This is a genomic window from Hymenobacter properus (assembly GCF_015694735.1).
In the GTDB taxonomy this organism is placed as follows: Bacteria; Bacteroidota; Bacteroidia; order Cytophagales; family Hymenobacteraceae; genus Hymenobacter; species Hymenobacter properus.
The window spans coordinates 59,827-77,774 of record NZ_JADQDP010000006.1 but is presented as its reverse complement, the minus strand read 5'-3'; the positions used below and the strand labels follow the sequence as shown (position 1 = coordinate 77,774).

The following is a 17,948-nucleotide window of genomic DNA, read 5'->3' as shown; positions in this document are numbered from 1 at the left end:
ATTTTCAAAAAACAGCTGCGCTCTTCCCAACAAAAAAAGCCCCCGCAAATGCGGGGGCTTTTTCACAGCTTGCTTCGGGCAGCGCCCAAAAGCAGCAATTAGTTTTTCACGATGCGGCGCACGGCAAAGACCTCGCCCTGGCGCACTTCGAGCACGTACACCCCGGCGGCCAGGCCAGCCGGCAGCAGTACTTGCTTATCGGCACCCAGCGTAGTGGGTGCCAGCACAAGGCGGCCAGCCAGGTCGCGCAGGGCTACCGTGGCAGCGCCCGTAGCGGGCAGGGTCAGGGTCACGCGGTCGGTGGCGGGGTTCGGGAAGGCCGTGAGGCCGGGCATGGCCTGGCTAGCTGCCACCGCCGATACCAGGTTGAACGTGCCCGTGCTCGTAACCGTGCCGCCCGGCGTCGTCACCGAGATGCGGCCGTTCACGCTGCCGGTGCCACCGGGCACCACGAAGGTGATGGTCGTGGCGTTCACCACCGTGAAGTTGGTCACGGTGAAGCCACCGATGGTCACTGCAGTGGCACCGGTGAAATTGGTACCGGTCACCGTCACGGTCGTGGCGGGGCCGCCCGTGGTAGGCGTGAAGCTCGTGATGGTGGGAGCGGCGGGCGCCGTGTAGTTCGAAATCGAGATGTCGTCGATGTTGATGCGCTGAGTGGTAGCGGTAGCCGTGCTGGTGATGCGGAAGCGCACGTTGCCGGCCTGGTTCACCGTGAAGGTGTAGGGCGTGATGGTATTGGTGAGCGTGGCCGGGGCACCGGGTACGGTGGTGAAGGTGGTGCCGCCGTCGGTCGATTTCTCCAGGATGAAGGTGGCGCCCGTGTCGGTGCCGAAGGTGCCGGCGTTCACGATAACCGTACCAGCGCCGTTAGGCTTGTCGAAGTCCATGCGGATGAAGCCCACGCGGATGCGCGCCGACTTCAGGCCGTTGGCGCGGTCGTTGAAGGCGTTGCCAATCAGGGCATCCGAGAAGGTCCAGGTGCCGCTGGTCAGCGTCACGGTGCCGGCGGCGTAGCCCGTTTTGGTACCGCTCTCGAAATCTTCGAAGGCACCGGCCGTGCTCGGGTTGTTCACCGTGAGGGTGAAGGCGTTGGAAGTACCCGCCGAGTTCGTCACCGTTACGGGGAAAGAACCAGCCGTGGTGAAGGCGCTGGTCGGAATCACAGCTTCAATGGTGGTGGCCGTGCTGGTGGTTTGGGCGTACGACACGCCGTTGAAGTTCACGGTCGAGGTGGGCGTGAAGCCCGTGCCCGTAACCGTCACGGTGAGGGGAGCGCCGCCCACTACCTGCACACCAGGCGAGAGCTGCGTAATGGTGGGCGTAACGGCAGCGGGCGTCACCGTGAAGGTGCCGGTGCTGGTGGCCGTACCGCCGGGAGTAGTCACGGCGATGGTGCCACTGGTAGCGCCGGTAGCCGGCACGGTGAAGGTGATGGTGGTAGCATTCACTACCGTGAAGCCCGTGATGGCCACGCCGTTCAGCGTGACAGCCGTAGCGCCGGTGAAGTTGGTGCCCGTAATCGTGACGGTAGCACCGGCCGCGCCGCTGGTGGGCGTGAAGCTCGTGATGGTAGGTGCAGCTACGGCCGCGGTCACCGTGAAGGTGCTGGCTGCCGAAGTGCCACCGCTGGCGGCCGGGTTCACCACCGTCACGTTATAAGTACCCGCCGTGGCAATGGCGCTGGCCGGCACGGCGGCCGTGAGCGAAGTAGCCGAAACGAACGTGGTGGTCAGGGCCGTGCTGCCGAAGTTCACCACCGAGCCCGACACGAAGCCGGTACCGGTCACGGTGAGGGTGAAGGCGGCGCCGCCGGCCGTGGCCGTAGCCGGGCTCAGGCTGGTGATGGTGGGCGCGGCCACGGGAGCCGATACCGTGAAGGTGCCGGTGCTAGTCGCGGTGCCGCCGGGCGTGGTCACGGCAATGGTGCCGGAAGTAGCGCCGGTGGGCACGGTGAAGGTGATGGTGGTGCCATTCACCACGGTGAAGCCCGTGATGGCTACGCCATTCAGGGTCACAGCGGTGGCGCCGGTCAGGTTGGTACCGGTGATGGTAACGGTGGCGCCGGTAGCGCCGCTGGTGGGCGTGAAGCTCGTGATGGTGGGCGCGGCAGTAGCGGCCACGGGCGCGAAAGCCACACCGCGGAACACGGCATTAGAGCCCGGGGCGGGCACAACGGCGGTAAGGGGAGTGGTGGGGGGCGCCACGTTGTAGCCGGTGTTATCGGTCACGAAGTAGATGCCGCCGTTGCCGCTGGCTACCAGCGAAACGCCGGTGCTGGTGGTGTTGCCGTCGAGGCCGCGGATGGCCACCGCGGGCGAAGCCGCCATAGAGCCGTTGAACGCCCAGGTGCCGCCCACCAGGCTCCACTTCTGGATGCCGCCGTCGGTGGCGGTGCGGTCATCGGCTATGTAAATTACGTCGATGCCGGGCACCGTGGTGCTCAGGTCGGCCGCGTAGAAACCGTAGGGGCTGGGGCCCGTGGCCGTGGGGAAGCCCGGCAGGGCCGTAATGGTTTGGCCGCTGGTGGTGGGCAGGCCCGTGCCTACCTGCGCAATGCCCTGGAAGGCACCGGAAGCGGCACTCACGTACAGGTTGCCGCCGAAGATGTTCACCCCGCGGATGTTGGTAGGCGCGCTGGTAGAAATGGCCGTGGTAGCGGCCGTGGCGCTGTTGCCAAACGGCACCAAGCGCACGCCGGTGTTGGAACCCACAGCATAGAAAGAAGTGCCGTCCTGGGTGGCAGCCGACCGGATGTTGGCGGTGCTCGACGAAGTGCCGCTGAACGCGTCGCTGATGCGGGTGCTGGTATCGAACGTGCCATCGGGCGCAATGCGGGCGATAACGCGGTTGTTGGCCGTCGAAGCCGTGTTGGTGAGGCCCGTGGTGCCCACGGCCGCGTCGTAGCCGGTGAGCACGAGGTAGGCGCCGTTGGCCGAGCGGGTCATCAGCGCGTCGGAGCTCGACGAAGCCGTGTTGGTCAGGATGCTGTTGGTGCCAGCGGCCGCCGTGGGCAGGGCGATGGTTTGCACCAGTACCCCGGCCGGCGTATACTCCAACAGAAAAGTAGCGGCGGCAGCCCCCGAAGCGGTTACCGTGGTGCCGTCGCCCACGCGCACCACCACGATATTACCGGGGGTGAACGGCGCGGCCGAGCCCACCAGGGGCCACAGGCACGCCAAAAACATCAGGCACTTGAGCAGCCTGGCAGCGAAGAATTGCTTCATACAGAAGGAGTAAAAGTGAACAGAAATAAAAAATGAAGAAGTGATGAATAACCCAGTTGTTAGCGGCAAAGGTAAGCCGCAGCGGCAACTGGTGAGTTACGTAATAATGACCTCGCAACGGGGCCAATGGTTGCCCGCTTCTACTCCCACAATGGGTAATGCTCCAGGTGCACTTCCTGCTCAAAGAAGATGCGCGTGCTTTCTTCAAACGAGCGGGTGAAATCGGATACGTAGAAGTGGTGCGCCGGGGGCGTGGCCGTCGCGGGCGCCAGCAGTCCCTGGGCTGCCAGATACTTTTCCGCTTCGGCGGCCACCACGTCGGAAGCGTCCAGCACATCGACGCGGCCGGCATAGTATGCCGCAATCTGCTCTTTGATGAGGGGGTAGTGCGTGCAGGCCAGCACCAGGGCGTCGATGTCGGCCAGAGCGGCGTGGCCGAGGTAGGTGCCAATGATGTCGTTGGAGATGGAGTTCTTGAAAAAGCCCTCCTCAATCATGGGCACCAGCAGCGGGGTAGCCAGCGAATGCAGGTCCACGCCCGCGTCAAGGTCGTCGACCTTTTTCTTGTACACGTTGGAATTCACCGTCTGCTTCGTGCCAATAAGGCCTACCCGGCGGCCGGCGTAGGCGCGGCCCAGGTGCGCCACAATGGGGTCAATCACGCTCAGCACTTTGGCCTTGCTGCCCACGTACTCGCGCACCAGCTCATAGGCGGCGGCCGAGGCCGAGTTGCAGGCAATGACAATGAGCTTGCAGTTTTGACGCAGCAGCAAATCGCAGATTTTCACCGAATACGCCTGAATAGCGGCAGCGCTTTTGTCGCCGTAGGGCAGGTGGGCCGTGTCGCCGAAGTACACGATGCGCTCGTGGGGCAGGCGCCGGGCCACCGCCCGTGCCACCGTGAGGCCGCCAATGCCGGAATCGAACATACCAATGGGCCGGGTGGCCAGCGCCGCCGAAGCAGCAGACGCGGGAGCAACAGTAGTCATGGCGCAAAGGTAGTCCGCGGCATGGGCTGGCCCGGGCAGTGGGGCATGCGCGTTAGCGGCAGCTTCGTCGCGGAATTTTAATACTTATTTGAAAAGCTTGCTATATTTCCGCTCCCATCACGCTCAATTTTTTTGTCATGAGCACCATTTTGGCCGAAATCGACCACGCCTTGGCGGCCCACGACGCCCGCCTGGGTCGCCCCGTGGCCATTTACCTCGGCGAGCGCAAGCTCACCCAACTGACCCTCGACGCGGCCCGCGAAACCCTCCCCGAACTCAGCACCGACGCCGGCCGCCCCCGCACCTACCGCCACCTCGAGCTGCTGCGCGACGAAGTGAACCTGGACGGCGTGCGAGTGATATAAGGGGAAGGTGGGAAAGTGTGGAGAGGGGGAGTGTGCTACTCGCACGGCACAACTTGCTCCTTATTAGACACCAAACACCCCCTCTCCCACTTTCTCACCTTACCTCTGCAGCACCGGCTGCAGCACCGACCACACCGTGCGGGCCACGATGCGGTGGCCGGCCGGCGTGGGATGAATGCCGTCGGCCTGGTTCAGGTTACGGTCGCCGCCCACGCCTTCGAGCAGGAAGGGAATGAGGACGAGCTTGTTTTTGGCGGCGATTTCCTGGTAGATGGCTTTGAAGTCGTTGGCGTAGGTCTGGCCCATGTTTGGGGGAATCTGCATGCCGGCCAGCACTATTTGGGCGCCGGGGCTGCGGCGGCGCACCGTGTCGATAATGCCCTGCAGGTTTTCGCGGGTGGCGGTGAGGGGCAGGCCGCGCAGGCCGTCGTTGCCACCCAGCTCCAGCACAAACACGTCGACGGGCTGGCGCAGAATCCAGCCCACGCGGCTGCGGCCGCCGGCGGTGGTTTCGCCGCTCAGGCCGGCGTTTATTACTTCGTAGTTGAGTTTGAGCGAGTCGATTTTGTCGCCAATCAAAGCCGGGAAGGCTTCGTCGGGCTCCACACCGTAGCCGGCGGTGAGGCTGTTGCCGAAGAAGAGCAGCCGCTTCTTGCCGGTGGCGGCACTAGGTTTGGCGCCGGGTGCAGGGGCTGCTGAAGTGGCGGTTGGGGCCTTTGCCGTTTCGGAAGCAGAGTTAGAGTTGCAGGCAGTGAATGCCAGGGCCAGCAGGCTGGCAAGTGAGAGGCGAACGAGGCGCATGGAAGAAGTTTTGGGCACGAAAGCGGAAAGCCGGAAAACATCGGGAAGGTTTTCGCGTCTTTGGTAACGCACGGCAGGCAGGCTGGTTGTGAGGGTCGCATTGGCGCACTCAGGTCGTGATGCCGAGCGCAGCCGAGGCATCTCGCGTGCCAAAGTAAACCAATCGATAGAGTTGCATTACGCAAGCGAGGTGCCTCGGCTTCGCTCGGCATGACGTTCTCTTCCCTTCCTACCCTTCTTCCCCCCTTCCCTCCTGCCCGAACAACCGCATGTCCATCCTCCGCGTCGACAATCTCACTAAAACCTACCCCAGCGGCGGACAGCCGCTCACGGTGCTGCACGCCGTCAGCTTCGACCTGCAGGCCGGCGATACCTTCGCCATTGTGGGCCCCTCGGGCTCGGGCAAAACCACGCTGCTGGGCCTCTGCGCCGGCCTCGACCGCGCCACCTCGGGCAGCGTGTGGCTCAACGGCATTCAGCTCGACAACCTGAGTGAAGACCAGCGCGCCGCCGTGCGCAACGAGCACGTGGGCTTCATCTTCCAGAATTTCCAGCTGCTGCCCACCCTCACGGCCCTCGAAAACGTGCTGGTGCCGCTCGAGCTGCGCGGCCAGCGCGGCGCCGCCCAAACGGCCCTGGAGCTGCTCGACCGCGTGGGCCTGGCCGGGCGCGCGGGCCACTACCCGGCCCAGTTATCGGGCGGCGAGCAACAGCGCGTGAGCCTGGCCCGCGCCTTCGCCAACCGCCCCGCCCTGCTCTTCGCCGACGAGCCCACCGGCAACCTCGACCCCGACACCAGCGAACGGGTGGTAAACCTGTTGTTTGACCTCAACCGCGAAGCCGGCACCACGCTGGTGCTGGTGACGCACGACCTGGAGCTGGCCGCCAAGACGCAGCGGACGCTGCGGCTGCGCGGCGGCAAGGTGGTGGAGGATATATCATCAAATAATCAAATAGTCATCTGACCGTCATGCTGAGCTTGTCGGAGCCTCTCTACCGCTTCGTTGACCTTACAACTGCAACGAAGCGGTAGAAAGGCTCCGACAAGCTCAGCATGACCGTTCTCAATCATCTGGAACACTATTCCCAAATGACGAATACCTCCTGGCTTTTCCGCATGGCCTGGCGCGACAGCCGCCGCAGCCGGGCGCGGCTGCTGCTGTTTATGGCCAGCATTGTGCTGGGCATTGCGGCCCTGGTGGGCATCAATTCCTTTGGCGACAACCTGGCTCGCAGCATCAACGAGCAGGCCCGGGAGTTGCTGGGCGCCGACTTGGTGCTGAGCGCCAACCAGCCCTTCCCAGCCAAGCTGGAACCGACCCTCGGCGCGTTGGGCACGGCTCAGGTGCGGGAAGTTTCATTTGCCTCGCTGGTGCAGTTCCGGCCGGGGCGGGGCACGCGGCTGGCGCAGGTGCGGGCCCGCTCGGGCGGATTCTTTTATGGCGATTGGGAAACGCAGCCACAAGCAGCGGCCGGGCAGTTTGCGCGGTCCGGAAATCAAGCTGGGGCGCTGGTCGATGACGCGCTGCTGGTGCAGTTTGGCGCGAAGGTGGGCGACTCGGTGCAGGTGGGCCAGCTCACGCTGCCCATCGTGGGGCGGGTGCTTAAGACGCCGGGGCAGTCGGGCATTAGCACGGCGGTGGCGCCCACGGTGTTCATCCCTGAAGCGCTGGTGGCCGGCACCGGCCTGGTGCAGCGCGGCAGCCGGGTGCGCTACACCCGCGCCTACCAGTTTGCGCCGGGCACTGATGTGGCGGCCGTGCTCAAGCCCCTGCAAGCCCGCCTCGACGCGGCCGATGTAGACACTGATACAGTGGCCGAGCGGCAGAAAAACACCGGCCGCGCCTTCGCCGACCTCACCCGCTACCTGAGCCTGGTGGCCTTCGTGGCACTGCTGCTGGGCTGCGTGGGCGTGGCCAGCGCCGTGAACCTGTACGTGCGCGAAAAGCTGGCCGCCGTGGCCGTGCTGCGCTGCCTGGGCGCCAGCGGCCGGCAAGCGCTGCTCATTTATTTGATTCAAACCGCCGGCCTGGGGCTGGTGGGCGCAATGCTGGGCGCGGCGCTAGGGGCAGCCGTGCAAACGCTGCTGCCCCGGGTGCTGGGCGACTTTCTACCGGTGGCCATCACCGTGAGCGTGTCGTGGCCGGCCGTACTCACGGGCCTCATTACGGGCCTGCTGATGGCGGTGCTGTTTGCGCTGCTGCCGCTGCTGAGCATCCGCCGGGTATCGCCGCTGCGGGTATTGCGCACGGCCTTCGAGGACGACACCTCCACGCCCGACCCACTGCGGGGGTTGGTCATCAGCGTTATTGGCTTGTTCATTCTGGCCTTTGCTTACGGCCAAACCCGCGACTGGAAGCTCACGCTGGGCTTCGGGGCAGGGCTGCTGGCGGCCTTTGCGGCACTGGCCGGCCTGGGCCGCCTGTTGATGGCGGCGGTGCGGCGCTTCTTCCCCGGCGGCTGGGGCTACGTGTGGCGGCAGGGCCTAGCCAACCTTTTCCGCCCCCAAAACCAGACGCTTACGCTGGTCACGTCCATCGGCCTTGGCACCTTCCTGCTGGCCACGCTTTTCCTCACCCAGGCGCTGCTGCTGGGCCGCGTGCAGGTGGCGGGCCAGAAGTCGACGGCCAACTTGGTGCTATTCGACATTCAGCCCGAGCAGCGCGCCGGCGTAGAGGCCCTGCTGAAGTCGCAAAAGCTGCCGGTGCTGCAGCGCGTGCCCATCGTGACCATGCGCCTGACGGCCATCAACGGCACGTCGGTTTCGGTTATTAAGAAGGATACGGCGCGCGGTATCCCGGCCTGGGCCCTCACCCGCGAGTACCGCGTAACGTACCGCGACTCGCTAAACTCTTCCGAAAAGCTCACGGCTGGCACCCTGCCCACGCTGGGCCCCGACGGCCTGCCACGCATTTCCGTCGAGAAAGGCTACCTGGAGCGCGCCAAGCTCGGCCTGGGCGACACGCTGGATTTCAACGTGCAGGGCTCGCCCATGCGCACCATTATCGGCGGCACGCGCGAGATTGACCGCAGCCGGGTGCAGCCCAGCTTCCTCGTCGTTTTCCCGGCCGGGGTGCTGGAACAGGCCCCGCAGTTTCAGGTGGTGCTCACGCGCACGCCCAGCACCGCCGCCCTGGCCACGGTGCAGCAGAAGCTGGTGCAGCAATTCCCCAACGTGTCGGCCATCGACCTGGGTCTGATTCTGACCACCCTAAACGACATTGTGGGCAAAATCTCCTTCGTCATTCGCTTCATGGCGGGCTTCAGCATCCTCACCGGGCTGCTGGTGTTGAGCAGCGCGGTGGTCATCAGCCGCTACCAGCGCGTGCGCGAGAGCGTGCTGCTGCGCACGCTGGGCGCCAGTCGCGCCCAGATTCTGCGCATCACGCTGGTGGAATACGGCCTGCTGGGGCTGCTGGCGGCGCTGGCCGGCATCGGGCTGGCAGTGCTGGCGGCCTGGACCCTGGCGGTGTGGGTGTTCGAGGTGGGCTTTGCGGCGGCGGTGCTCCCCCTGCTGGGGCTGGCCGCGCTGGTCACGGCGCTCACGGCCGCCATCGGCCTGTTCAACAGCCGCGAGGTGCTGCGCCGCTCCCCGCTGGAAGTGCTGCGGGCCGAGGGGTAAGCAGGCGCCTCACGTCAGCAGCCGTGCATTGTGCGCCGCACTGATGAGGCCCGGCGCGTTCTTCAGCGTGGCCAGCACCACCTCTCGGGCGGCCTGCTTCAACTCGTCTTTGCTGAGGTCGTGAGCTTCTTCGCGCACCAGGTCGCCCAGGGTTTTGAAGGCGTGCAGCAAGGCTTTGTGGCGCGGCTTTTCGGCCAGCAGCTCGCCGTAGGCCCGTGTCATCTCTTCCTGAATTTTTACGCGCTTGGTGTGAAACACCGAGTCGTTGGTCACGAGTGGCTGCAGGGTATCGAGCAGCCGCAGCAGGGGCAGCAGCCTGGTGGCGGTGGCCACGGCCGCCTCGTTGAGGCGGGGGTGGCGGCGCGGAGGTGCTTCGGCAGTAGCGGGGGCAGTTACCGGCGCGGGGGCTGGCGCTGAAAAGTCGTCGAAGGGTTCGGAATGCATAAAAAGCCCGCGAATGGAATGAAGCTGTCCGAAGATACAACCCTGACGGGAGCCGGCACTCAGTATAATGCCCTGAATGCCCTCACAGGTTTGTTTCTACCGCCCGCTAGCAGCGACTCTACCGCGCCTGCGGGTCCACGGTTTTGGCGGCGGCGCGCTGCACGATGCGGCTGGCCAGTTCCAACTTGAGGGCACGGATGTCGGCCAGTACCAGCTGGGCCATCTTGCGGGCGCCCAGCTCGTTGAAGTGGGTGTTGTCTCCCTTGCCGGCGGGGTAGTTGGGGTGCTCGCCGGGTTGCAGCTGGTTGAACAGCAGCTTGGAGTTTTCCACGCCGTATTGCTGGAGCAGGGCCTGGCTTTCGCGGTCGAGGTCGATGAGCGGCACCTGCTGCTCGCGGGCCGTGGCGCGCACAATTTCGGAGTATACGTTGTGGGTGCCCTCCACCTGGCCGGCCGCGTCGAACTTGCGCCGGGCCACCGGTGTGATTAGCACCGGCATGGCCTTATGGGCACGGGTTTCGGCCACGTAGCGAAGCAGGTTGGCTTTGAATTCGGCCTCGGTGGTGTAGGTTTTCTTGGTGGGCACCTCGTCGTTGTGCCCGAACTGAATGAACACGTAGTCTCCCTCCTTGAGCGCGGTCGTCACCGGCTGCCAGCGGTTTTCGGTCAGGAAACTCTTGGTGCTGCGGCCGTTCTGGGCGCGGTTGTCCACGGTCACGCTTTCGTCGAAAAAGTACACGAAAGGCATGCCCCAGCCCGTTTCGGGGTAGTAGCGGGGCTCTTTTATCGACATGGTCGAGTCGCCAATCAAATACACCGTGATTTTGGCCGGCGGCGTGGCAAAGGCCGTGAGCCACAGCAGGGCCAGCCCAACGGCTATTTTCAGGAGGTGGGTACGCATGGAGGCGGAGAGGTTTGGCAGTGAGCTGCAAAGAAATCTTCCGCTCACCAACGCGCGCAACCTGCACTTACCTGTAGACCTAAAGGGCAAAAGACCAAGCAGCCTAAGCTGACAATGCATCTTCACCTCTGCTGAGGCATGTCGCGCGCCCCGGCAGGGGCGGTGAGAAGCCAGGTTTCTACAGTTCATCCTCCGGTAATGGCTGGCCTAAGAAGTCATTAAAAGCTGAAAATGCTCCCCTATCAAAACGGTTATCGGTGAGCACTCTCCCGCCATGTTGAGTAAGCAACACTTCGATTTCTGTCAATCCAAAATCTTGTGCTCTCCATTTAGGCGTGACACCGTCTCTGGAAAATACATTGGGGTTAGCTCCCGCTTTTAGAAGACATTCAACAATGTCATAGTAACCGCCAAAAACAGCCCAATGCAAAGGGGAATGGCCAAGCTCATCCAATTCGTTTAAGTCTGCACCTGCGGAAATCAGGCTATTGACTCCAGTAGTATCTGCTTCCAACACTTTCTCATGGAGCAAGTATTTTTTCATGAGTACTCCTGAATAATAAGCTAGAACCGTAAAGCCAACTACTTTGAAATTTCGTGCTACATACAGAATCAATCTATTTCCGCCCCAGGCGTACCTTCTGCAGCTTTTGATTCTTTCTAACTCCTGCGTAGGCTGCTGGCTATTTGCATCTGCCCCTGCGTCTCCGCCGCGACGGGGTGTGTCGGGGGCCGCGGGTGGGGCTAGGATACTGGTTCAGCAAAGAAATTATTAACCTAAGGCTATAATCTTAACTTTATTCCACGACTCGTTTCGCGGCTTCAATCTGAATTTTCAAACTAATAATTATAAGAATATCAGCAGTAATTGCCAAAGCAAATTGAGAAATAGCTGTGACGCCTTCCCAAAACCCATGAATATTTAAAATGGACATTGCCTTAATGTTGGAAGCAATACGAAAAGCCCAAATTAGAGATGAGCCGAGTTTTAACAGCTTGGCCCATAAGTACCCTCTTCTAACACAATATGCGTGTCCAAGCACAAGCAATATGCTCAATGGATAAAAGAACATGAATTGTGCTTTTGTGAAGGGTGGGTAACCCCAGGAGCCATCCTTGGTGATAAAGGCGCCCATCATTATATTGCCTATAACGCTAAAAGCTGATTGTAGGAATAAAGCGTTCGATGCAAGGATATCATACTTACGCTGTTGATTGGTTCTCATTATAAAGAAGGTAATGAAGAATCCAAAACTACTGCGCCAAGCATAAGCTGCCCTTCAAGCTGGCTCCAACCACCCAACCCCGCCCGCCCCGGCCGTACCTTTGCGGCCTATGAACCTGTTATCCGCCGAGAACATCTCGAAGAATTACGCCGACCGCTGGCTATTTAAAGACCTCAACTTCGGCCTCAATCAGGGCCAGCGCGTGGCCTTTGTGGGCATCAACGGTACCGGCAAAACCACCCTCATGAAGGTGCTGGCCGGCCTCGAAGCCCCCGACACCGGCGAGGTGAGCGTGCGCAAGGGCATCCGCGTCACCTACCTGGGCCAGAACCCCGTGTTCGACGAAAGCTTGAGCGTGGAGCAAACCATCTTCGCCAGCCAAAACGACACGCTCAAGGCCATCCAGGAGTACGAGCACGTCGTCAACGACCCCAACCACGACCCCGCCGACTTGCAGCGCGTGCTCGAACGCATGGACGCCCTCAACGCCTGGGACTACGAAGCCCAGGTGCAGCAGATTCTCGGCCGCCTCGGCATCCTCGGCGAGCTGCTCACGCGCCAGGTGAGCATGCTCTCGGGCGGGCAGCGCAAGCGCGTGGCCCTGGCCCGCGTGCTCATCGAAGAGCCCGACGTGCTGCTGCTCGACGAGCCCACCAACCACTTGGACCTGGCCACCATCGAGTGGCTCGAAAACCGCCTCTCCTCCCCCACCCTCACCTTGCTGATGGTGACCCACGACCGGTACTTCCTCGACAAGGTGGCCAACGAAATCGTGGAGCTCGACAAGGGCCAGGTATACCGCTACCAGGGCAACTACGCCTACTTCGTGGAGAAGAAAGCCAACCGCGAGATGCGCGAAGCCGTGGAAGTGGAGAAGGCCCGCCAGCTCTTCAAAAAGGAGCTGGAATGGATGCGCCGCATGCCCCAGGCCCGCGGCACCAAGCAAAAAGCCCGCATCGACGCCTTCTACGTGACCAAGGAAAAGGCCAGCACCAACCTCAGCAAGCAGCAGGTGGAGCTGAGCGTGAAAACCACCCGCCAGGGCGGCAAAATCATTGAAGCCAGCCACCTCAACAAGCGCTTCGGCGACAACGTGGTACTCGACGATTTCAGCTACGTGTTCAAGAAGAAGGACCGCATCGGCCTGGTGGGCCCGAATGGCGCGGGCAAGTCCACGCTGCTCAACATGCTCACCGGCAAGCTGCAGCCCGACTCCGGCACCATCGACGTGGGCCAAACCACCGTGTTTGGCTACTACACACAGACCGAGCTGGAATTCGACCCCTCGCAGCGCGTCATCGACATAGTGAAGGAAGTGGCCGAAGTGGTGGAACTGGCCAACGGCGACGTGCTCACGGCCAGCCAGTTCCTGAACCTATTCCTGTTTCCACCGGCCCAGCAATACACGCTGGTGAGCAAGCTGAGCGGGGGCGAGAAGCGCCGCCTGCAGCTGCTGCGCGTACTCATCAAGAACCCCAACTTCCTCATTCTTGACGAGCCCACCAACGACCTCGACCTGGGCACGCTCAACATTCTGGAAGACTTCCTGCTGCACTTCCAGGGCTGCCTGCTCATCGTGAGCCACGACCGGTACTTCCTCGACAACCTCGCCGAGCACCTCTTCGTGCTGGAGCCCGGCGGCGCCGTCCTCAACTTCCCCGGCAACTACACCGACTACCGCGAATACCTGCAAGAGCGCGAAGCCGAAGCCGCCCTCCTCGAAGCAGAAAAAGCCGCCAAGGCCGCCCGCGCCGCTGCCAAAGCGGCCATCACGCCCGCCCCGGTGAGTACGGCCGTGGCCCCCTCGCCCGCCAAGCGCCGCGCCACCTTCGCCGAGAAAAAGGAGTACGAGCAGCTCGAAAAAGCCATGGCGACTTTAGAAGCCGAGAAGCAGGACATTACCGCCAAACTGAACGGCGGCGCCGGCACCCCGCAGGACTTCGCCGCCTGGGGCGCCCGCCTCTCGGCCCTGAATGGTGAACTAGAGGAAAAGGAAATGCGCTGGCTGGAACTGGCCGAGTTGGGCTAAGTGGCGAATTAGTGGATTGGTGGCGCAAGCCGAACGTCATGCCTCGGCTGCGCTCGGCATGACGTTGTGGGATTTGCTTGCAGCACAAAAAAGAAAGGGAGCCAAACGCATGGTTTTGGCTCCCTTTCTTTTTCAATTAACTCAGCTATTTCTTGTGCAGCGGCACTGCAAACTGCTCGGCACCGCTGGTGTAACGCACCACGTAATAGCCTGGCGCAAGCGCACCAAGACTCACCGCCGTTTGCTGGGTGCCATTTCCGCAGGCCACTTGCACCACTTGCTGCCCCAGCAACGAATAAACTGCAATGCGTGCTTCGCGGGCAGCGACCGGGTGCAGCACCAGGCACTCGGCCGTGGCGGGGTTGGGGTAGAGTTGTAGCTGCTGGGCAGCGGCGCGGCGCGTGCTGCTCACCACGTTGGCCTCGCCCTTCACCTGCACGTTTTTCAGCGTGGCGAAACGGGTGGTAACGGTGCTGGAGCCGCAGCTGAAATACACCCGGAACGTGAGGCGCTGCCCGGCTGCCATTGTGAGGCCCGTGGCGCCAGCAAAAGCCAGCCGGTAAGTGCTGCTGACGTTGGTGGTGAGGATGGGCGTCGTGAACCCGCCGTTGGCCGAGCTGAGCAGGAGGCCGCCGGGGCCTATGCCGCCGGTCACATCGGCCGAATCGGTGGCGAAGCCGCTACGCGACCACACCACGGCCAGCTTGGTGTTACTCACCGAGCCCGTGACGTAGGCGTTGAACACCAGCGAATCGAGCCGTACAGCCGCGCTGCCGCTCGGGGCCACGGTGAACTGCTCGTAGTGCGTCCGGCTCAGATTGCCGCCGGGGCCGCCCAGGCCCGTGGTCCAGCCGCCGTCGGCCACCGGCGCGAAGGCCTGGCCGTAGGTGCGCGAATACGGCGGAATGGTGGCCGTGGCAGAGCCATTCGACACCACCAGCTTGCGCAGCGTGGGCGTGCTGGCTTGCAGCGCGGCCGGGCGCACGGAGGCGCTGTCCTGGTTGCTGCGGGCCATGGGCCACCACTGCAACACCACCGACTGCGGCAGGGCCGCGGCCTGCTTCTGGCCGGTCAGGGGAATGTTGACGGTGGCAGCGCCGGCGCTGGTCAGCGTCAGGTTGCTGGCATAGGGGCCCACGGGCCCGGCATTGAGGCGCACGCTGAGCGTGGTGCTGGCCACGCTGCCGGTGCTGCTTTGGGGCAGGGTGAGCGGCGCGCCGCTGCCCGACCAGGTGCTGCCGCCGTTGGCCGAAACTTCGTAGCCAGCCGGGGGCGTCACCATCAAGGCACCGGTCAGGTTTTCGGCGCGCACCTGCAGGTTTTGGATGGCCGAGGGCGTGGCGCCGCCCTGCAAAAAGGCCTGCATGGTGCCCGACGTGAAAATGGTGGGCGTGCTCGAAATTTCCAGCGTATCAGTAATGTGCGTGGCCGACCCGGCTTTCGAGGCCCGCACGTAGTAATAGTACGAGGTGCCCGGCGCCGGAATGGGGTCTGTGGTGCCAAAGTTGATGTTGCTGGCTACCGCCGACGTGGTGCTGTAGAGCTGGGTGTAGGTGCCGCGGCGCGAGCTGCTGCGGAACAGCTGGTACTGCACCCCGGCAATGAGCCAACTGCTGTTCCAGGTCAGGTTGGAGGGCGCCGTGGCCGAACCTTTCACGGCCCAGAAATTCGACACTGCAATGGCTGGGTCCTGGTGGCCGCAGAAGTTGGGCAGCACCACGCAGGGGTTCCAGTTACCGAGCACGGCGGCGCGGGTGTAGTTCACGGTGTCGGCATCGGCGAGTTGGATGGACCAGGGCACGCGCTGGCTGATGTTGACCAAGTTGCCGCTGAAGTCGCGGCTCTTGTACTCGGCGTACTGTATGACGCTGGTCACGGTGCCAGCGTCCCACACCTGCCAGCCCACGGGCTTGATGGAGTTGCCCATGGTGGTATTCAGCCACACCACTTTGGTGGCCGAGCGGTCGGTGGCCGTCGAGCCCAGGTCGTTTTGCCAGGGTCGGCCCAGGGTATAGGTGGTGGTACCCCGGTTTTCAGGAATGATGCAGTTGCGGAACACGAAGCCGTAGGGCTGCCCGGGCTGGGTGTTGGCCGCCGTGATGTAGCCGCCGTTGCCGCCGTCGCGCCGGGTGCGGGGGTAAATGATGCAGTTCTCAAACAGCCCCCGGCCGGCCCCGAAGATGAAATCCACCACGCCGTCGATGTAGCATTCCTTGAAATAGCTGCGGTTGCCGGCCTGCGAGTTGAGCTGCATGGTGTCCTGCCCGCCCAGGAAACGGCAGTTTTTGAACGCCACCCGGTCGCCGGTGATGTACATGGCTAGGCCCTGCGGCGCGTCGCCGTAGGTGTTTTCGAAGGTGATGTTCAGCGCGCTGATGTCGGAGGCGTTGATGATGAAGCTGGACGAATTGCCGGGAAATGACGGCGTGTTGGCGTCGTTCCAACTCAGGATGGTGTTGGCCACGCTCTCGCCGATGAACTGCAAAAACGGCTTGTTGCTAGGCACAGTGATTTTCTCCCGGTATTTGCCATTCTTGATGAAGATGACGAACGGCGCGGTGCGGCCCGTTGGCGCGGCGTTGATAGCTGCCTGCACGCTCCGGTAGGCACCTGAGCCGTTCAGGTCTACCACAAGGTCATAGGTTTGGGCTTGCGCGCTTTTTCCAAGCAGAAAAAGCAGCAGCGCCAGTAGCGCAAAGCGAAGCGTAAAAGATATTTTCATCGCAAATGGTTTGGTGGAAAACATGGACCAGCCCCGCCATAATTAGCCCAAGGCCCTGAGCAAATGTGAATGCCCCAAGCCGCCAAACCATACAAAACCAAGGAAATAATAGCGCCAACGTTCCCGGGAACGTTGCCAGCGCGAGATGCGCAAGCACAACTCCTTTTTAGCCTTCGGTAATGAGAGCGGGGTAGAGACGCAATGCATTGCGTCTCTACCCCGCTCTGCTAACCTTTCAATGAAAAGGCCCTCGCATTGCTACGAAGGCCGTTTCATTTAAAGCTTGACACACTTAAGCAGGACTACCACCGGCGCCGCACCTGGGCGAATTCCAGCGGCACCACGCGGGCTCCTACCGGGGCCTTCACGGTCAGCGCATCGGCCGCGTCGTAGCGGGGGAAGTAGAGATAGCCGCGCACCTGTTGGCCGGGCTCCAGCGTCACCTTACGCAAGGCATAGTCCTGAAGCATGGCCGCGCGCTGCCGCAGCACATCGGAGGCCACGGCGTGCTCTACTTTGCTGGCGGCGGACACCATATTGTAGGTTACGGCCACGTCGCGGATGGCCGACCGGCTCTGGTACTGGGCCACGGTTTCGCGCTTGCCGATAGCGGCTACGTCCGACACCAGGCTGGTGGCCGTCAGGGCCAGGCCCAGCCAATCGACGCGGGCGGCTTTGTTGGCTTCGCTCTCAGCTTTGTCGCGCAGGGCCGAGATTTCGGGCTCGGGGTCGAAGGCGTCAACAGCTTTGGGGGGCAGCGGCGGCAGGGGCACCGACTGGCTGGCCGCCGCCACGGCGGCCGTCACCTCGGCGCCCAGCAGCGGTTTGGGGCGCTTGGCTTTGGGGTCGAAGGCGGGCGCCGGCTGGCGGCTGGCTTCGTACTGGAAAGCGGCGGGGTCCACCACCAGCGCGCGGCGCGTGGGGTTGCGGTACTCAGCCTCGAATACCACCCGGTTGGCTTCGTAGCAAACAAAGCTCAGGCGTACTTCCACACTGTCGGCGGTGGCCAAGGCCTGCTCGCGGCCTTCCACAAACTGATTGGTGGATTGAGCGGGTTTCAGGCCCAATTGGTAGCTGGGGGCGCAGGCGGTGGCCAGCCCGGCCAGGGCCAGTATGCAGAGCGGACGTAGAGTAGAGAAGTCCATAAAACCAGCGGTTTTAGCGGTGGGGTTCTGAGCGGAAGATGCAGCTCGGCGCGCATCGGTTGCACGGCCACTCCGCTTTTTTTCAGCCCGAATTTACAACGCCGCCGGCAGCTGAAAATCACCCCGCTCATTTGCTCCAAATGGCCAGCTCCGGCGCACCGCCCCCAGCGGCACAGCCCCAAAAACGTGGGCGAAATGTTGCTGCCGGCTGGGCACCCACTCTCGTTCCACGCGCACACCGGCCGCGGCCAGCGCGTCCTCATCCCATTCCAGCAAAACCAAATCGGCCCGCCCGGCATAGTACCGGCGGGCCGTTTCGAGAATCTGGTGCTGCTCCGAGGAATGGATGAAACCTTCAGCCGTCAGGTCAGCGCTGGCAAAAAAGCCGGTTTGCTGGGCCTGCTGCCAGTCGGCAGATTCGGCAATGCGGTACAGCATGGGCAGTTGAAAGAGGATAAGTTTAAAAAGAACGTCATG

14 protein-coding genes are annotated in these 17,948 nt (G+C 62.8%); 4 read left to right on the top strand and 10 right to left on the bottom strand.

Annotated features, from left to right (window positions below):
- Positions 1–98: 98 nt before the first annotated feature.
- Both I2I01_RS20930 and murI read right to left on the bottom strand, forming a co-directional pair.
- Positions 99–3,227, bottom strand: coding sequence for an IPT/TIG domain-containing protein (locus tag I2I01_RS20930; RefSeq protein WP_196288475.1), 3,129 nt, complete (start codon positions 3,225–3,227; stop codon positions 99–101).
- A gap of 140 nt (positions 3,228–3,367) precedes the next feature.
- Positions 3,368–4,216 carry a glutamate racemase gene (murI, locus tag I2I01_RS20925; RefSeq protein WP_196288474.1) on the bottom strand — a complete coding sequence of 283 codons (849 nt, stop codon included), beginning with the start codon at positions 4,214–4,216 and terminating at the stop codon, positions 3,368–3,370.
- 137 nt (positions 4,217–4,353) lie between these two features.
- Between murI and I2I01_RS20920 the strand changes: the two genes are divergently transcribed.
- Positions 4,354–4,581, top strand: coding sequence for a hypothetical protein (locus I2I01_RS20920; protein WP_196288473.1), 228 nt, complete (start codon positions 4,354–4,356; stop codon positions 4,579–4,581).
- Between the two features lie 99 nt (positions 4,582–4,680).
- Here the strand turns inward: I2I01_RS20920 and I2I01_RS20915 are convergent, their stop codons facing one another.
- Positions 4,681–5,382: an arylesterase gene (locus tag I2I01_RS20915; RefSeq protein WP_196288472.1), complete on the bottom strand. Its 702-nt coding sequence runs from the start codon at positions 5,380–5,382 to the stop codon at positions 4,681–4,683.
- Between the two features lie 269 nt (positions 5,383–5,651).
- On the opposite strand from I2I01_RS20915, the gene I2I01_RS20910 reads away from it, so the two are divergent.
- Both I2I01_RS20910 and I2I01_RS20905 read left to right on the top strand, forming a co-directional pair.
- Positions 5,652–6,347 (top strand): ABC transporter ATP-binding protein, encoded by a 696-nt coding sequence (locus I2I01_RS20910; protein ID WP_196288471.1) that lies wholly within the window; start codon positions 5,652–5,654, stop codon positions 6,345–6,347.
- 125 nt (positions 6,348–6,472) lie between these two features.
- Positions 6,473–9,004, top strand: coding sequence for an ABC transporter permease (locus tag I2I01_RS20905; RefSeq protein WP_211538079.1), 2,532 nt, complete (start codon positions 6,473–6,475; stop codon positions 9,002–9,004).
- Positions 9,005–9,013: 9 nt separating this feature from the next.
- On the opposite strand, the gene I2I01_RS20900 is transcribed toward I2I01_RS20905, so the two are convergent.
- From I2I01_RS20900 to I2I01_RS20885, 4 genes are all read right to left on the bottom strand, one after another.
- Positions 9,014–9,448 (bottom strand): hypothetical protein, encoded by a 435-nt coding sequence (locus I2I01_RS20900; protein ID WP_196288470.1) that lies wholly within the window; start codon positions 9,446–9,448, stop codon positions 9,014–9,016.
- A 118-nt stretch (positions 9,449–9,566) separates the two neighbouring features.
- On the bottom strand, positions 9,567–10,349 hold the full coding sequence (locus tag I2I01_RS20895) for a rhamnogalacturonan acetylesterase (protein WP_196288469.1): 783 nt from the start codon (positions 10,347–10,349) through the stop codon (positions 9,567–9,569).
- Positions 10,350–10,527: 178 nt separating this feature from the next.
- Positions 10,528–10,893 (bottom strand): ankyrin repeat domain-containing protein, encoded by a 366-nt coding sequence (locus I2I01_RS20890; protein WP_196288468.1) that lies wholly within the window; start codon positions 10,891–10,893, stop codon positions 10,528–10,530.
- A gap of 253 nt (positions 10,894–11,146) precedes the next feature.
- A complete protein-coding gene (locus I2I01_RS20885) occupies positions 11,147–11,575 on the bottom strand; it encodes a hypothetical protein (RefSeq protein ID WP_196288467.1) in 429 nt (142 codons plus the stop codon).
- Positions 11,576–11,684: 109 nt separating this feature from the next.
- Between I2I01_RS20885 and I2I01_RS20880 the strand changes: the two genes are divergently transcribed.
- Positions 11,685–13,604 carry an ABC-F family ATP-binding cassette domain-containing protein gene (locus I2I01_RS20880; RefSeq protein ID WP_196288466.1) on the top strand — a complete coding sequence of 640 codons (1,920 nt, stop codon included), beginning with the start codon at positions 11,685–11,687 and terminating at the stop codon, positions 13,602–13,604.
- A 145-nt stretch (positions 13,605–13,749) separates the two neighbouring features.
- On the opposite strand, the gene I2I01_RS20875 is transcribed toward I2I01_RS20880, so the two are convergent.
- From I2I01_RS20875 to I2I01_RS20865, 3 genes are all read right to left on the bottom strand, one after another.
- A complete protein-coding gene (locus I2I01_RS20875; protein ID WP_196288465.1) occupies positions 13,750–16,326 on the bottom strand; it encodes a pectinesterase family protein in 2,577 nt (858 codons plus the stop codon).
- 302 nt (positions 16,327–16,628) lie between these two features.
- Positions 16,629–17,471 (bottom strand): hypothetical protein, encoded by an 843-nt coding sequence (locus tag I2I01_RS20870; RefSeq protein WP_196288464.1) that lies wholly within the window; start codon positions 17,469–17,471, stop codon positions 16,629–16,631.
- 93 nt (positions 17,472–17,564) lie between these two features.
- Positions 17,565–17,909 carry a DUF952 domain-containing protein gene (locus I2I01_RS20865; protein ID WP_196288463.1) on the bottom strand — a complete coding sequence of 115 codons (345 nt, stop codon included), beginning with the start codon at positions 17,907–17,909 and terminating at the stop codon, positions 17,565–17,567.
- Positions 17,910–17,948: the final 39 nt, after the last annotated feature.

Coding starts and splice junctions, on each gene's coding strand:
- I2I01_RS20930 (WP_196288475.1), bottom strand. CDS start 3,227: ATGAAGCAATTCTTCGCTGCCAGGCTGCTCAAGTGCCTGATGTTTTTG.
- murI (WP_196288474.1), bottom strand. CDS start 4,216: ATGACTACTGTTGCTCCCGCGTCTGCTGCTTCGGCGGCGCTGGCCACC.
- I2I01_RS20920 (WP_196288473.1), top strand. CDS start 4,354: ATGAGCACCATTTTGGCCGAAATCGACCACGCCTTGGCGGCCCACGAC.
- I2I01_RS20915 (WP_196288472.1), bottom strand. CDS start 5,382: ATGCGCCTCGTTCGCCTCTCACTTGCCAGCCTGCTGGCCCTGGCATTC.
- I2I01_RS20910 (WP_196288471.1), top strand. CDS start 5,652: ATGTCCATCCTCCGCGTCGACAATCTCACTAAAACCTACCCCAGCGGC.
- I2I01_RS20905 (WP_211538079.1), top strand. CDS start 6,473: ATGACGAATACCTCCTGGCTTTTCCGCATGGCCTGGCGCGACAGCCGC.
- I2I01_RS20900 (WP_196288470.1), bottom strand. CDS start 9,448: ATGCATTCCGAACCCTTCGACGACTTTTCAGCGCCAGCCCCCGCGCCG.
- I2I01_RS20895 (WP_196288469.1), bottom strand. CDS start 10,349: ATGCGTACCCACCTCCTGAAAATAGCCGTTGGGCTGGCCCTGCTGTGG.
- I2I01_RS20890 (WP_196288468.1), bottom strand. CDS start 10,893: ATGAAAAAATACTTGCTCCATGAGAAAGTGTTGGAAGCAGATACTACT.
- I2I01_RS20885 (WP_196288467.1), bottom strand. CDS start 11,575: ATGAGAACCAATCAACAGCGTAAGTATGATATCCTTGCATCGAACGCT.
- I2I01_RS20880 (WP_196288466.1), top strand. CDS start 11,685: ATGAACCTGTTATCCGCCGAGAACATCTCGAAGAATTACGCCGACCGC.
- I2I01_RS20875 (WP_196288465.1), bottom strand. CDS start 16,326: ATGAAAATATCTTTTACGCTTCGCTTTGCGCTACTGGCGCTGCTGCTT.
- I2I01_RS20870 (WP_196288464.1), bottom strand. CDS start 17,471: ATGGACTTCTCTACTCTACGTCCGCTCTGCATACTGGCCCTGGCCGGG.
- I2I01_RS20865 (WP_196288463.1), bottom strand. CDS start 17,909: ATGCTGTACCGCATTGCCGAATCTGCCGACTGGCAGCAGGCCCAGCAA.